The sequence below is a fragment of the Limosilactobacillus sp. genome, assembly GCF_040772465.1.
In the GTDB taxonomy this organism is placed as follows: Bacteria; Bacillota; Bacilli; order Lactobacillales; family Lactobacillaceae; genus Limosilactobacillus.
The window spans coordinates 108,766-121,773 of sequence record NZ_JAXGYB010000005.1 but is presented as its reverse complement, the minus strand read 5'-3'; the positions used below and the strand labels follow the sequence as shown (position 1 = coordinate 121,773).

Sequence of the window (13,008 nt, the reverse complement as noted above, 5' to 3'; positions counted from 1 at the left end):
CAGTATAACAAACTTCTTACGAAAAGCAAGTTAGTTTATTCAAAAAAGTCTGTTGAACAACCGCCTTCACTATAACACAGATGTAAAATAAAAAATCCAGCTCTGCTATCAAACCTTAGTCCGATGCAGAACTGGAAATTTTACCTATGCAAAACTGGTCATGATACTACCAGCGATAATAAAGATGATACCGATAATAATAAAGCGCATTTCGAGCCGTGTTTTTTCTTCGTGAAGGATAAAAACCCCACCGAGTGTCCCGATGATCACATTAAGCTGTGTGAAGACAAAGGCCTGGGTAACACCAATTTGCCGGGCAGCAAAAATGTAGGCCAAAGCCGCTAGCCCCCACGAAATACCATTGAAGATATTGCCATATTGGGCTTTTTCCCGAAAAGCACTCAGGTTGTGAGTAGCTGCTTCATAAATAACAGCTCCGACTAGGATTCCTAGCATTTCCGGTAAAAAGACACCAACAGAGTCAACACGACTGACAAGCGGAATCTTCGGAAATGCGGAGTAAACCCAGTAACCAATAGTGGTGATAAGCAAGAAGAGAATATCAGTAACGTGAATATGATGTCCGCCCGAGCGATTAGTGACAGATGTGCACAGGGCCCCAAAGACAACAAGGGCCAGGGCTACAAAACCAATCGTCAATTGTCTGGGCGTACGCCATTCGTGAAAAGCCAGAACCCCGATAATTGAATTACCAATTAATTGGAACGTTGTCGACAACGGTACCGTGTTGGCAACCCCGATCCGCTGATACGAAATGAAAGCCCCAATCTGGCCAATTGTCCACAGGGCACCACAAACTAAGGCAAAACAGAAAGGTAACAACGAAACATGTGGTCGAAAAAGAATAAAGCTAAGAATCCCAATGATACTAGCACCAGCACCAATCCCGAAAATTTGGTTAGCCGCTGACCCACCAACCTTTCCGGAGATAATGGGTACCAACCCAAAACCCAGGGCTGGAAGCAATGCAATTAAGTAAATCATTAAGGTTTCCTCCTCAATCAGTTCCGACTCTTTCAAATATGGCTATCATACTCAGAAATACTCAGAATCACAAGTAAAAGGGTTTTCAACTGGCCAAATTCACTGAATTTTACTGGTTAGTCTGATGATCATCCGAATCAACATTGCCCTTTGGCGCATAATCACGGTCAGGGAAAAACAAGGTAAAAGTACTGCCTTTGCCTGGCCGACTAGCAACGTCAATCTTGCCACCGTGCAACTTCACTAGTTGACGAACAATTGAAAGTCCAATTCCAGATTCACCATATTGCGTATTCATCCGGGAACGATCTGCTTTATAGAAGCGATCCCAGATTTGGTGCAACTGATCTTTGTTCATCCCGATTCCTGTATCAGCCACCTTAAATTCAGCCCCATGAGCCAAACGACTAGCACTGACGGTAATTAAACCATGCTCGGTAAACTGGATGGCATTGGTAATGATATTAAACATCACCTGCACAAAGCGATCATAATCAGCATAGACAACTACCATCTGCGGTGAATCCACTTGCAACTGGTCATCTTTTTTATCAGCCTTTTGCTGCAGCTGCTCAACAAGGTTCTTAAGCTCAGCGGTTGCATCAAATTCCTTGCGATTAAGCGTGATCTGATTAGTCCGAATCTTTTCAGAATCCAAAGTGTTATTAACTAAACGGATCAAGCGCGCCGTGTCGTCTTGCATCAGTTTAATACTGTGGGCCTTATCTTCTTCGGGAATAGCGTCATAAGCAAGGCCTTCCAAGATCCCGTTGATTGTCGTCAGTGGCGTTCTCATTTCATGAGCCGCATCTGCCATAAAGCGTTCGCGACGTTCCTCTTGTTTACGAATTTCTTCTTCAGAGGCTTTGAGTGAATCAGCCATTTGGTTGAAATCCCGGCCAAGGTCATCAATTTCATCATTGGTTTTCGTTTCCACGTGGACATCGTAATTTCCACGAGCAATATTGCGCGCAGCTTTTTGCATCTTGTGAAGGCGCCCTGTTAACTGCCGCGATAAGAGATAACCCAAAAAGAGCGCACAAATAACCGCTAAGGCGGTCGCCCACATCAAGTTGATCATCATCTGTCGCTTACTGTCATTAATCGTTGAAACAAAAGTGCCCGCAGCGACCACCGCAATCAACCGGTGATTGCTAAAATACGGTCTAATAATCTCCGTCATCGGTAAATTGCGCTTGTACTTGCTTTTCACATCGCCATTTGGCTTCCGGCTGACTGCTGGGTAATCAATTTTACGATGAATTGTTTTGCCAGCCTTTAGCTTTTTCCAATCGTTTTTACTGATTCGCGGGCTAAAATCATTGCTGGTATAATATTTATTTTTTTCAGGCTTGTAAATAGCAAAGTGAACATGCTGCTTAGCCAAAAGGTTGGCATTACTCATTAAAGATTGGGCAGCAAAGCCCTTAAAAGAGCTATTGCTGACATCATATTGAATTGAATCCTGAATTAAACTGTCAGCATCCGTTGTTAATTGACCCCAAGTTTGGCGATACAACATGTTAGTTGTGGAGTGTGCAAACGAGATCGAGAGGATAGCCATCAGCGTCACCATGACAGCCAAAAAGGCCAGCATCTGACGATAAAACATTTTCATTATTTGTCAGCCCCGCTGTCATCAAACTTGTAACCGACTCCCCAAACGGTTTGAATCACCTGCGGACCGGCCTTTTCAATCTTTTGCCGCAATTTCTTAATATGGGCATCGACCGTTCGTTCATCGCCATAAAATTCATAATCCCATACCAGTTGCAAAAGTTGTTCACGGGTAAAGACCTGCTTAGGTTTAGATGCCAATGTTTTTAAGAGATCAAATTCCTTTGGCGTCAAGTCCTTGATTTGCTGGCCGTTCAAAAATGCTTCACGGGTTTTGGTATTGAGCTTAAAGTGATTGGTCACCACGTCAAAGTCTTGATTAACCTTGGTTTCCGTCTTAGCTGGTGCATTCATATTTGCCCGCCGGTGCAGTGCTTTCATCCGTGCAATTAAGGTCAGAGGTGAAAACGGCTTGGTCACATAATCGTCAGCTCCCATTTCAAGTCCCAGTACTTGATCCGACTGCGAAGTCCGTGCAGTTAGCATTATTAACGGGACTGCGGGTGCCAGCTTACGTATTTCTACAGCTACCTGCATCCCGTCCACTTTTGGCAGATTCAGATCCAGCGTTACGATATCCCACTTATCCGGAGATTTTTTGAACATAGTCAAAGCCTCTTCACCATCATAGGCAAAATCGGCTTCCCACTTTTCCTTCTTGAAGAACATTTCCATCATTTCACAAACGGAATGATTATCCTCAATCATCAATATTTTCATGCCTTCGCCCCCTACTTTACGATTCTACTTATTCCTATTATACGTTTTGAGTTTATTGTGGTGTGAATCTTTTATGACAAAAGTGTGATTTCGTGCTTTTGACTGCGAAAACTGATATAATAATGTTTGCATCTTGGGGGTGTTTTTTGGATTCGACAGGGTCAGTTTGAATCCCAACTGCGTTTAATGGTGGCGCATTTCAAAACGCTCAGTTTTCTAATTATAACTGCAAACAAAAATAATTACGCTTACGCTGTTGCTGCCTAACAAGTAGCACGCGTAGATCCGTCCGGGCTCGTCCATGGTGCGGTCACGGGTTTCATATTTAGTGGACTTACGCTAGTATTCCCGGCTAGAGTTTACTAGAAGAGATCATCCAGCTAGCTAGTTGCCTTTGCCATGGATGGCGGCGTTGCAACTAGTGAAATTCAAATAGTCGTCCTACGAACGTAGAGGTTGAGATGGCAATGGTCTTGGACAGGGGTTCAACTCCCCTCACCTCCATATTATCTAAAACGCCTGGTGGCACTGCATCTGCAGTATCATCAGGCGTTTCTCGTTTCTCATTAATGCTTCATTTCATAACGGTTGATTAAGCGTTCCACTATTGGAATTCTAAAGATAATGCTAAGAATCACAACCGCTACAATAAACATCACAATTTCCTGCGGCAAACGGGTTGTCAGCAGCACTTTATACGAAATTCCATACATCATGTGGAGCCACATTGAATTCATCAAATAATAAAAACCAAAGAAGGTCAGTAGGCAAGCAATGACAATTCTCAATAAAGTAACCTTATTTTGCAGGCAGTAACCGAATAATAAGCCCACGCAGAAATAAGTTAGGATAAATCCTGGGAAAAAAGCAAACTTGGGAAAAATAACCATCCCCAGCAATCCCGCTAAAGCGCTGCTAATAGCCGTCGCCCAAGGAGTAAACAGTCTTGCTGTCAAGGCAATAACAATAAAGGTAAAAACAATTTTGTGAGTGTACAATTGCAACGACAGCATATTACCCAAGATTATTTGTAAAGCCGTCAAAAGACCTAACATTGCCAATTCTCGTACTTTGCTTTGTGAAGCGTCCAAAGTTATTCCCTCCTCAATGTTGTGTTTTAATTATACACAAATTTAGATTCATGACGGATTAATCGATGAAAAGTTTTGCCTACTTTGTCTTTTCCTTATTAACGAGGGTAACAACGCTCGTACTCGTAATTCTTTGTCCCAGATAGGACTGAGCTTCCCATGTCTGGATATGACGGCCACAATGAATTGGATACGCAACCATCTTGATAACACCAGCCTCTACAGGGAACAGGTGCTGTGTGTTAACATTAAGGCCGATGGCAACCTTACTGAAGTGTTGCTCTGTCAGCCATTGGTTGGCACCAAGTGACGCGGCGGTTTCTGCAAGGGTGGCGTTGATACCGCCATGGACAATTCCAAAGGGCTGTTTTAATTTGTCAGTGACCTTGACGCTGAGAATCACTTTTTGAGCAGAAACACTTTCGGTTCGGATGCCTAAGTTTTCCAAAAGATTCATGATGTACCTCGTTTTCATAAAGGAGTAAGCAAATGACAACTGCAAATTGGAAACAAGTAAAGAAGTATTCAGAAATCATCTTCGAACGTGACGGCAAAATTGCCAAGATTACGATGAACCGTCCCAAACGGCGCAATGCTTTTACCCCAGTCACCATTCAAGAAATGATCGATGCTTTTACCATTTGTCGTGATGATAGCACAATCGGCGTCATTATCCTAACTGGTGCTGGTGATAAGGCATTCTCATCTGGTGGTGACCAAGGTGTACGTGGCAATGGTGGCTACGTCGGTCCTGACCACATTGCCCGTCTCAACGTTCTGGACCTCCAACACTTAATTCGCATCATCCCGAAGCCGGTCATCGCCATGGTTCGAGGATGGTCCGTCGGTGGTGGTAACATTTTGCAACTGGTATGTGACCTAACTATTGCCGCTGATAACGCTAAGTTTGGGCAAACTGGGCCAAAAGTCGGCAGCTTCGACGCCGGTTATGGTTCTGGCTACTTAGCCCGGGTCATCGGTCACAAACGGGCCAAGGAAGTTTGGTTCCTCAATCACTTCTACACGGCTGAAGAAGCCTACCAGATGAACTGGATCAACAAGGTGGTTCCTCTGGATCAAGTAGAATCCGTTACTCTTGATTGGTGCCATGAAATCCTTCAAAAATCACCAACTGCTCTGCGTTTCATCAAGGCTGCGATGAATGCTGACACGGATGGCCTCGCAGGTTTACAACAACTCGGTGGCGATGCCACGATGCTCTTTTACACGACTGATGAAGGCAAGGAAGGCCGTGACGCCTTCAATGAAAAACGGAAACCTGACTTTGGTCAATTCCCAACTTTCCCGTAAAAGAGGATCAGTATGCAAACACAGAATTGGCTTCTTAAGCAAGCAGAAACGCAGCCCAATCACCTTGCAGTAGATGATGGTAACCAGCGCTTAACTTTTGTTCAATTAAAGCGACGGGTAGCTAAAATCATCGGTCAACTGAATCAACTGGATCCTGGCCAACAAGTGGGCCTTCTTGCAGTCAATACTCTTTTCAGTTACGAATTGGCCATTGCCATTATCTGCAGCGGCCGGACGATCGTCTGGCTGAACTGGCGACTGGCCGATGATGAATTGTCCAGGCAGGTTCAGGATAGCGACTTAAGAATTTGCCTAGTGGAAGATTCTCTGCTGAGGTCTTCGATGGATCATCGCTTTGTCTCCTTCACGCAGTTTCGGCAGATAAGTGCTAGTCAAGGGCTCTTGGTCCCCAGCTTTGATTATGATCAAGTTGCCAGCATCATGTACACTTCTGGTACTACTGGTAATCCCAAAGGGGTATTACAAACATTTGGCAACCATTTTTACTCTGCAGTTTCTTCTGCCCTCAATTTAGGACTGACCAGCCATGACGAATGGCTATGTGTTGCCCCTATCTTTCACATCTCCGGATTTTCGATTATGATGCGGGGGTTGATCTATGGCATGACGGTGCGCTTAGTCAAAAAGTTTCGGGTTGAGCAGATAGAAAACATTCTGATTAATGAGCCAATCACGATCATGTCTGTCGTACCTTTCATGCTGCAAAAATTAGTCCAACGTCAGGAATCAACTGGCCGTCATTATCAACATGCTTTTCGCTGCATGTTGTTGGGTGGCGGAACTACGAACCAAGTGATCTTGAAGCAGTGTGAGCAGTTACAAATTCCAGTTGTCCAGTGTTATGGCATGACCGAAACCTGTTCACAAATCATTGCCTTACGCTCCCAGGATGCTTTAAAAAAGCTGGGCTCCGTTGGTCAGCCACTCTTCACTACCCAACTCAAGTTAGCTAAGAATGGTGAAATTCTATTAAAGACTCCCGCGCTTACACCTGGTTATCTGAATCTGCCTGGTAAATTAGCAGCCAAGATGGTCGATGGTTGGTACCGCACCGGTGACGTCGGCCACTTAGATGATGATGGTTATCTCTACATTGATGGTCGCCTCGATGAAATGCTCATTTCCGGTGGAGAAAATGTCTTCCCCCAAGAAGTAGAACAAGTTTATCAAAGGCTGAACTCCGTTCGAGACATTGCCGTCGTTGGACGTAAGGATAATGTTTGGGGTGAAGTCCCGGTAGCATTTGTAGTTAGCGATGATCCGCTAAATGTCGCTCAACTGCGGTCATACGGCCGTCAGCACTTGGCTCACTACAAAGTTCCCCGGGAATTTATCCAAATTGATCGATTGCCTAAAAACGCAAGTGGCAAGATCAAACGCTATCTCTTAAGGGAAAAGTTATCATAGACAATAAAACGGCGCTGGTGAAAAATCCACCAGCGTCGTTTCTTACTATCTTGGTTTAAGCAGCCTCACAAGGCTTACCATTCGTAGTTCTCTGGATCATGCTGACCACGACCAGTAGCCTTGTCCAAAAGAATCCGACGCTCAAACTGAGCAACATTGCGTTTCGTTGTCTTAACCATGTCAGGGTTGACAGAAATGCAATCAATTCCACTTTGGATCAAGAACCGTGAGAATTCAGGGTGAGTCGATGGTGCCTGACCACAAATGGAGACTTTCTTGCCATCTTGGTGAGCTACACGAATCAGGTGGCGGATTGCCCGCTTAACAGCCAAGTCACGTTCGTCGAAGAGGTGAGCTACCGTATCGTTATTCCGGTCACAGCCGAGCAGCAACATTGTCAGGTCGTTACTACCAATTGAGTAACCATCAACGTACTTGTTGAACTTGTCGGCCAAGATGATGTTCGATGGAATTTCTGCCATCATCATAACCTTAAAGTCATCAGAACGATACAGCCCTTGAGCATTCATAATTTCGGTAATGCGTTGAGCTTCAGCAACCGTCCGTACAAACGGAATCATAACGTTGAGGTTCTTCAGGCCAAATTCGTTCCGCACTTTCAAAACAGCCTTCAGTTCAAGCTTGAAGCCTTCGATGTAGTTCGGGTCATAGTAACGTGAAGCACCACGCCAACCCAAGAGATCAGCTGGTTCGTGTGGTTCGTACTTGTCGCCACCCTTTAAGTTGCGGTATTCACTCGACTTGAAGTCAGAGAACCGTAACGTAACGGGACGTGGCATCATGGCACGACAAACTTTGCTAATCCCGTCAGCTAGCATGTCAACAACCTTATCAGGCCGACCGGTTTCGATCAAGTAGAGTGGGTGCTCATGAATGTAAGTAGTCCACAGGAATTCCTCACGCATCAGGCCAATCCCATCAGCTGGCAAGTTGGAGTACTTATCAGCCAGATCCGGGTCACCAAGGTTCATCATAACTTGAGTGCCAGTTGGTTCGAAGTATTCAGGAGCGGCCAGGGTTGCCTTGACTTCAGTCTTCTTCTCTGGCTTAACGATTGAAGCAACGTTACCACGGTAAACAACACCGTTCTTCGCGTCAACGGTGACTTCTTCACCGTCCTTAAATTGTTCGGTAGCCGCCTTACCTAAAGCTTCCGTCCCGACGATACATGGAATCTGCATTTCCCGGGAAACAATGGCAGCGTGGCAAGTTAAACCACCATTATTGGTGATGATGGCAGCCGCCTTCTTCATTGCTGGAACCCAATCAGGCGATGTCCGCAGGGTTACCAGCACTTCACCCTTCTTAAATTCATCAATGTCGGAAGGATCATCAATGATGTGAACTTTACCAGTAGCAAAACCTGGACTAGCTGGTAAGCCGCGCACAACAACTTCGGCATCCGTAGAGGTTTCCATAGTTGAACTTTCCCCAGCTTTCTTCTTGTTCTTGTTACGACGTGACCAAACAGTTTCTGGACGGGCTTGAACTAACCACAGCTTATTAGTCCGTTCATCCAATGCAAACTCCATGTCCATGTAGCAGCCATAGTGCTTTTCAATTTGCTTGACGTAACCAGCCAGCTCTAAGACTTGGTCGTCAGTCAAAACGGCTTTATCCTGTAATTCTTCAGGTACCTTGGCTTCATAAGTGCCACCATCGTCATTTCGCAGCAACTCAATTGGCTTATGAACGATGTTCTTGCGCACAATCTTCATCGTCTTCTTGTCAACCAAGAAGTGGTCTGGCGTCACTTTACCTAAGACAATGTATTCACCAAGCCCGTAAATCGTATCAATAACAATCTTCGTGTCATCACCGTTAGCAACGTTGACGGAGAACATAATTCCGGAAGCTTTAGAGAAGACCATCATCTGAACAGCTGCAGACAAAGCAACCTTGTCAAACGGGAAGTTTTGCTTGTGACGGTAGTAAGTTGCCCGGTCAGTGAAGAGTGAAGCATAACACTGTTGGACCCGGTTCACAACGTCTTTGGCACCATGGATATTCAAGTAAGATTCCTGTTGACCAGCAAATGAAGCGTCTGGCAAGTCTTCAGCGGTAGCAGATGAACGAATAGCAACGAATGGATTTTCTTGCTTCATTCGTTTTGCCAAATCACTGTATGCCTGCTTGATGTCATTTTCCAAGTCTGCCGGCATCTTGGCGTCAGTAATAATCCGCCGAATTTCTGTGCAGGTAGCATGCAGTTCATCGGCATCTTCGTAATCCTTAATACCTTTCAGCAGCTCACGCACCTGGTCGTTCAAACCAGTCTGTTCCATGAAATACCGGTATGCCCGAGCAGTCGTTGCAAAGCCGTATGGTACCGGAACATTCATTTCCGAAGTCATTTCACCCAGTGACGATGACTTTCCACCAACGATGTTGACATCTTTGCGGTGCAACTCGTCAAACCACAAAACATTAGCTTTCTCTCGATCAATCATAATTTGCTCCTTCCCGGCATTTGCCAATCAGTAAGCGCTTTCAATCAACGCCTTAATTGTAGAATGATATCATCACGAACGTCAACCTAATCTGTTCGTTAATACACAAACTAAATGGGCTAACCGCAAGCGCGAGTAGCGATAGCTAGTCGTAAAAAATTTTCGTTCACATGAGAAATGAAAAATGTAGCGACCATCGGATCCCGTTCGCAATGTTCCTAAACATAAAATTATATTGTAAAGCTCTTATAAAGTTTTAATGACTTTCCATATTTTTTCACAATTTAATAGTACAATACAATGGATTATGTATATTAGTTGCGAAGGAGAGTAGTTAAGCTGTGCATAAAAAACAATTTTCGATCACTTTTATCTTATTAGCTTGGGCAATCTTTAATCTACTGTTTTGGCAAACTTCATCTACTTGGCTGAACGTTAGCGTGGAACACAACATGATCAATAGTGAAGCCCAATTTCTTCACGGTTTAACACTTTTAGGCATCGATCTTCTCTTTATTTGGATTGGTCGACAACTAGCGGCAAGACAATTTGGCTTTCATCAAATCGTCCAGTTCTTCATAAAAACTTGGTTGATGGTTTTTGGTGTGGCTTCACTGATGATGGTAATCGAAGTACTGAATCATCAGTTTACCAGGCAAATCTTTTACCAAACCTTCCTACCACTGGGCCAAAACACATCGCCTCTCCTGACAGGGTTATTATTGGGCGTCATTTTGATCCGTTTGACTGGTGAATTGTCTACCATTGCTATCCCTTGGATGAAATTGACGTTATGGATCATGATCTTTTTACCTACTCTCGGTGGTCATGATCTCTTTAACTGGGCTAATGGCACTAACCCACTGCTCTATGCAATATTAATGGTGCTTGGTTCATTGGCAAGTAAACAGTCACGAAAACGTCTATCTATTATCGGGATACTGAGCTTGATAATCGGTCTTGCATGCTTAATCGTCTTGCCGATAACTGCCATGCTCCTCAACGAAATTAATGGTACCCAACTCAGTCCTAGTCGAATGACTAACGCTGCCAATGCTTTCTTGGTTCTTTTTGCATGGGCTGGTGTTCATGTCATTAATCGTCCGCAAAAATCTAATGATACAACTACCAATTGGCACCAACTTTATTGGACCGGCCTCGCCCTGTTTATCAGCCAGTACCCTCTCACCAGCAGCCTATTTACTAGCGTTGCCAATCAATACTCCAGTAAAAATGCCGCTTTGGTTTTGGTCAGTTTTGGCGCAACTATAATATTATTAATAGTGTCAATAGTATTGACGTCCATATCCTGGTGGATCGGACAAATCTCTACTTTGTCTTCCAAGATCGATGATTTTAGTCATTACCCTAACTGGTCCTCTCCAGATAATTGGGGTCTAGCCACCAGACACTACCTCATCAAACACTGGAACATATTGTTAGCCCTTGTCTTTAGCTACGGTCTAGCTGCACTCTCCATGCTAGCAATGAACTTAAGCCATGACAACCATTGGCACCACGTTCTTACTTACACCTTGACGGTACGGAACCTGATGATACTATTCAACACACTGATTATCTTTGCCCTCTTTGAATTTCTGTGGACTCTGAGTCGCCACTACTGGTTTGCCCTCGGCACCACTTCAGCTGTCTTTTTGGCCTGGATCATTGCCAGTGTCTTGAAGGCCATCTCCCGTGGTGAACCGATTATGCCATCTGAACTCAAGATGGTCAGTAACTGGGGAAATATCATCAAAATGTCAGGTGGAGCTACCGTTATAGCAGCAATTGCTTTAATTGTCGTCACAGTTGCATTAATTATCGTCTTTGAACACTGGCTTCCACAAAAACATCCCCAAACTATTTCCCGGGCAATTTTCTGGCTGTTACTTTTCCCCGTCTTAATCGGCAGTAGTTTCTTCTGGAATCACCAACCCCTGTATACCTTCACTAGGGGGATTGGTAACGACCCACAGTTCTACAAACAATTATGGGGAGCTGAAGCTAATGGTCCCTTCGTGCAACTACTCGACAATATTGACATTCAAGTAATGCACCAACCTCGGGGTTATAACAAGAAAACGATGCTGTAGTTGCGCCGTCGCTACCAAAAAGTTGCCAAACAAATCAACCAAAACCGTCACAACAACTTATCTGATCAAACAATCATCTTTAATCTCAGTGAAAGTTTCGCTGATCCAAGCCGAGTTCCAGGAGTCACCCTTAAACAAAACCCAATTCCCCAGATCGATAAGATCAAGCGCAATAACACCAGTGGTTTAATGCTCAGTTCTGGTTACGGCGGTGGAACTGCTAACATGGAATACATGACCTTGACTGGTTTTTCCATGAGCCTCTTCTCATCAACATTGACTACGCCGTTCACCCAGTTAGTCGGCAATCTAGCCAACAATCCATCTGTTCTGGGTTACTTCAATCATTCAACTGCCATTCACCCATTTACCGGTACTTTCTATAATCGCGATACCGTTTATCAAAAGTTTGGCTTCAACCGATTATACAGTCTGTATGGGCACTATAAGGTAAAACATAAACATTACCTGGGAAATAACACCTACGTGGATGACCAGTCGGCTTACGAAAATGTTGATGATCAGCTCAACCGTCGACATAGCGGACAATTCATCAACCTCATCACCATGCAAAACCACTTGCCATACAACAATCTTTATAAAAACAATGGGCGCTTTTTGGCGAGTGCTCCTTCTGCCGTAGACCAAGATGGACTTAAAAACTTTACCATTGGCATTAATTACACTGACAAAGCCGTTAATAACTTCATCAAACACATTGATCAGATTAATCGACCAATCACCATTGTCTTTTATGGAGATCACCTACCCGGTCTGTATGGTAGTTTGCTAGATAGTAATTGGCTCCAGTTGCACAAAACTGATTACTTTATCTATTCAAATCGCTATGCCCGTCAACATGGTGCTAAGCAAAAACTTAACCATAATACCGCTTATGTATCACCAAACGATTTCATGGCCTTGGCAGCTGAACAAACCAATTCTAAAGTTAACTGGTATCTCGCATTGCTAACCAAAGTTCAGCAAACGATGCCTGCCAACCTGTTAAACAGTCAAGGCAATGCCAAATCGACTAACCTCTTCGTTAATCAAGAGGGACAAGTTGTTCAATCCAACTCATTAAGTCAAAAGCAGCGCCAATTGTGGCACGATTATCAACTCATTCAATATGATGTTACTGGTGGTCACCATTATCTAGTACGTGGCGGTCAGTTGAAATAAAGCAAAGGGGCTGTGACACAACTCCTATTAAATGGACACACAGTACAACAATAGGCCTTTAGCATTCGGCAAATCCGAACGCTAAAGGCC

The 13,008-nt window shown here is 44.2% G+C and carries 10 protein-coding genes and 1 other RNA gene; 5 read left to right on the top strand and 6 right to left on the bottom strand.

What is annotated here, in order from left to right; genetic code table 11:
- Window positions 1-144: 144 nt before the first annotated feature.
- From AB3114_RS06440 to AB3114_RS06430, 3 genes are all read right to left on the bottom strand, one after another.
- A complete protein-coding gene (locus AB3114_RS06440) occupies window positions 145-1,005 on the bottom strand; it encodes a GRP family sugar transporter (protein ID WP_367342437.1) in 861 nt (286 codons plus the stop codon).
- A gap of 109 nt (window positions 1,006-1,114) precedes the next feature.
- Entirely contained in the window at window positions 1,115-2,623 is a 1,509-nt protein-coding gene (locus tag AB3114_RS06435) for an ATP-binding protein (RefSeq protein ID WP_367342436.1), read from the bottom strand.
- The gene (locus AB3114_RS06430) at window positions 2,623-3,342 is read right to left on the bottom strand and encodes a response regulator transcription factor (RefSeq protein ID WP_367342435.1); all 720 of its coding nucleotides are present in this window, start codon (window positions 3,340-3,342) and stop codon (window positions 2,623-2,625) included. The genes AB3114_RS06435 and AB3114_RS06430 overlap by 1 nt, the downstream gene beginning before the upstream one ends.
- A gap of 135 nt (window positions 3,343-3,477) precedes the next feature.
- On the opposite strand from AB3114_RS06430, the gene ssrA reads away from it, so the two are divergent.
- Window positions 3,478-3,849: a transfer-messenger RNA gene (ssrA, locus tag AB3114_RS06425) on the top strand.
- 59 nt (window positions 3,850-3,908) lie between these two features.
- On the opposite strand, the gene AB3114_RS06420 is transcribed toward ssrA, so the two are convergent.
- The gene (locus AB3114_RS06420) at window positions 3,909-4,433 is read right to left on the bottom strand and encodes a folate family ECF transporter S component (protein ID WP_367342434.1); all 525 of its coding nucleotides are present in this window, start codon (window positions 4,431-4,433) and stop codon (window positions 3,909-3,911) included.
- 79 nt (window positions 4,434-4,512) lie between these two features.
- A complete protein-coding gene (locus tag AB3114_RS06415) occupies window positions 4,513-4,890 on the bottom strand; it encodes a PaaI family thioesterase (protein ID WP_367342433.1) in 378 nt (125 codons plus the stop codon).
- 32 nt (window positions 4,891-4,922) lie between these two features.
- On the opposite strand from AB3114_RS06415, the gene menB reads away from it, so the two are divergent.
- Window positions 4,923-5,744 (top strand): 1,4-dihydroxy-2-naphthoyl-CoA synthase, encoded by an 822-nt coding sequence (gene menB / locus AB3114_RS06410; protein WP_367342432.1) that lies wholly within the window; start codon window positions 4,923-4,925, stop codon window positions 5,742-5,744.
- A gap of 12 nt (window positions 5,745-5,756) precedes the next feature.
- The gene (locus tag AB3114_RS06405; protein ID WP_367342431.1) at window positions 5,757-7,172 is read left to right on the top strand and encodes an o-succinylbenzoate--CoA ligase; all 1,416 of its coding nucleotides are present in this window, start codon (window positions 5,757-5,759) and stop codon (window positions 7,170-7,172) included.
- Window positions 7,173-7,246: 74 nt separating this feature from the next.
- Here the strand turns inward: AB3114_RS06405 and ppsA are convergent, their stop codons facing one another.
- Window positions 7,247-9,643, bottom strand: a complete 2,397-nt coding sequence (ppsA, locus tag AB3114_RS06400) for a phosphoenolpyruvate synthase (RefSeq protein WP_367342430.1) — start codon at window positions 9,641-9,643, stop codon at window positions 7,247-7,249.
- A gap of 341 nt (window positions 9,644-9,984) precedes the next feature.
- On the opposite strand from ppsA, the gene AB3114_RS06395 reads away from it, so the two are divergent.
- Together AB3114_RS06395 and AB3114_RS06390 are read left to right on the top strand one after the other, a co-directional pair.
- On the top strand, window positions 9,985-11,736 hold the full coding sequence (locus AB3114_RS06395) for a hypothetical protein (RefSeq protein WP_367342429.1): 1,752 nt from the start codon (window positions 9,985-9,987) through the stop codon (window positions 11,734-11,736).
- Entirely contained in the window at window positions 11,737-12,918 is a 1,182-nt protein-coding gene (locus AB3114_RS06390) for an LTA synthase family protein (protein WP_367342428.1), read from the top strand.
- Window positions 12,919-13,008: the final 90 nt, after the last annotated feature.

What these genes read in the sequence shown, in the direction of transcription:
- AB3114_RS06440 (WP_367342437.1), bottom strand. Translation starts at nt 1,005, where the DNA reads ATGATTTACTTAATTGCATTGCTTCCAGCCCTGGGTTTTGGGTTGGTA.
- AB3114_RS06435 (WP_367342436.1), bottom strand. Translation starts at nt 2,623, where the DNA reads ATGAAAATGTTTTATCGTCAGATGCTGGCCTTTTTGGCTGTCATGGTG.
- AB3114_RS06415 (WP_367342433.1), bottom strand. Translation starts at nt 4,890, where the DNA reads ATGAATCTTTTGGAAAACTTAGGCATCCGAACCGAAAGTGTTTCTGCT.
- ppsA (WP_367342430.1), bottom strand. Translation starts at nt 9,643, where the DNA reads ATGATTGATCGAGAGAAAGCTAATGTTTTGTGGTTTGACGAGTTGCAC.
- menB (WP_367342432.1), top strand. Translation starts at nt 4,923, where the DNA reads ATGACAACTGCAAATTGGAAACAAGTAAAGAAGTATTCAGAAATCATC.
- AB3114_RS06430 (WP_367342435.1), bottom strand. Translation starts at nt 3,342, where the DNA reads ATGAAAATATTGATGATTGAGGATAATCATTCCGTTTGTGAAATGATG.
- AB3114_RS06405 (WP_367342431.1), top strand. Translation starts at nt 5,757, where the DNA reads ATGCAAACACAGAATTGGCTTCTTAAGCAAGCAGAAACGCAGCCCAAT.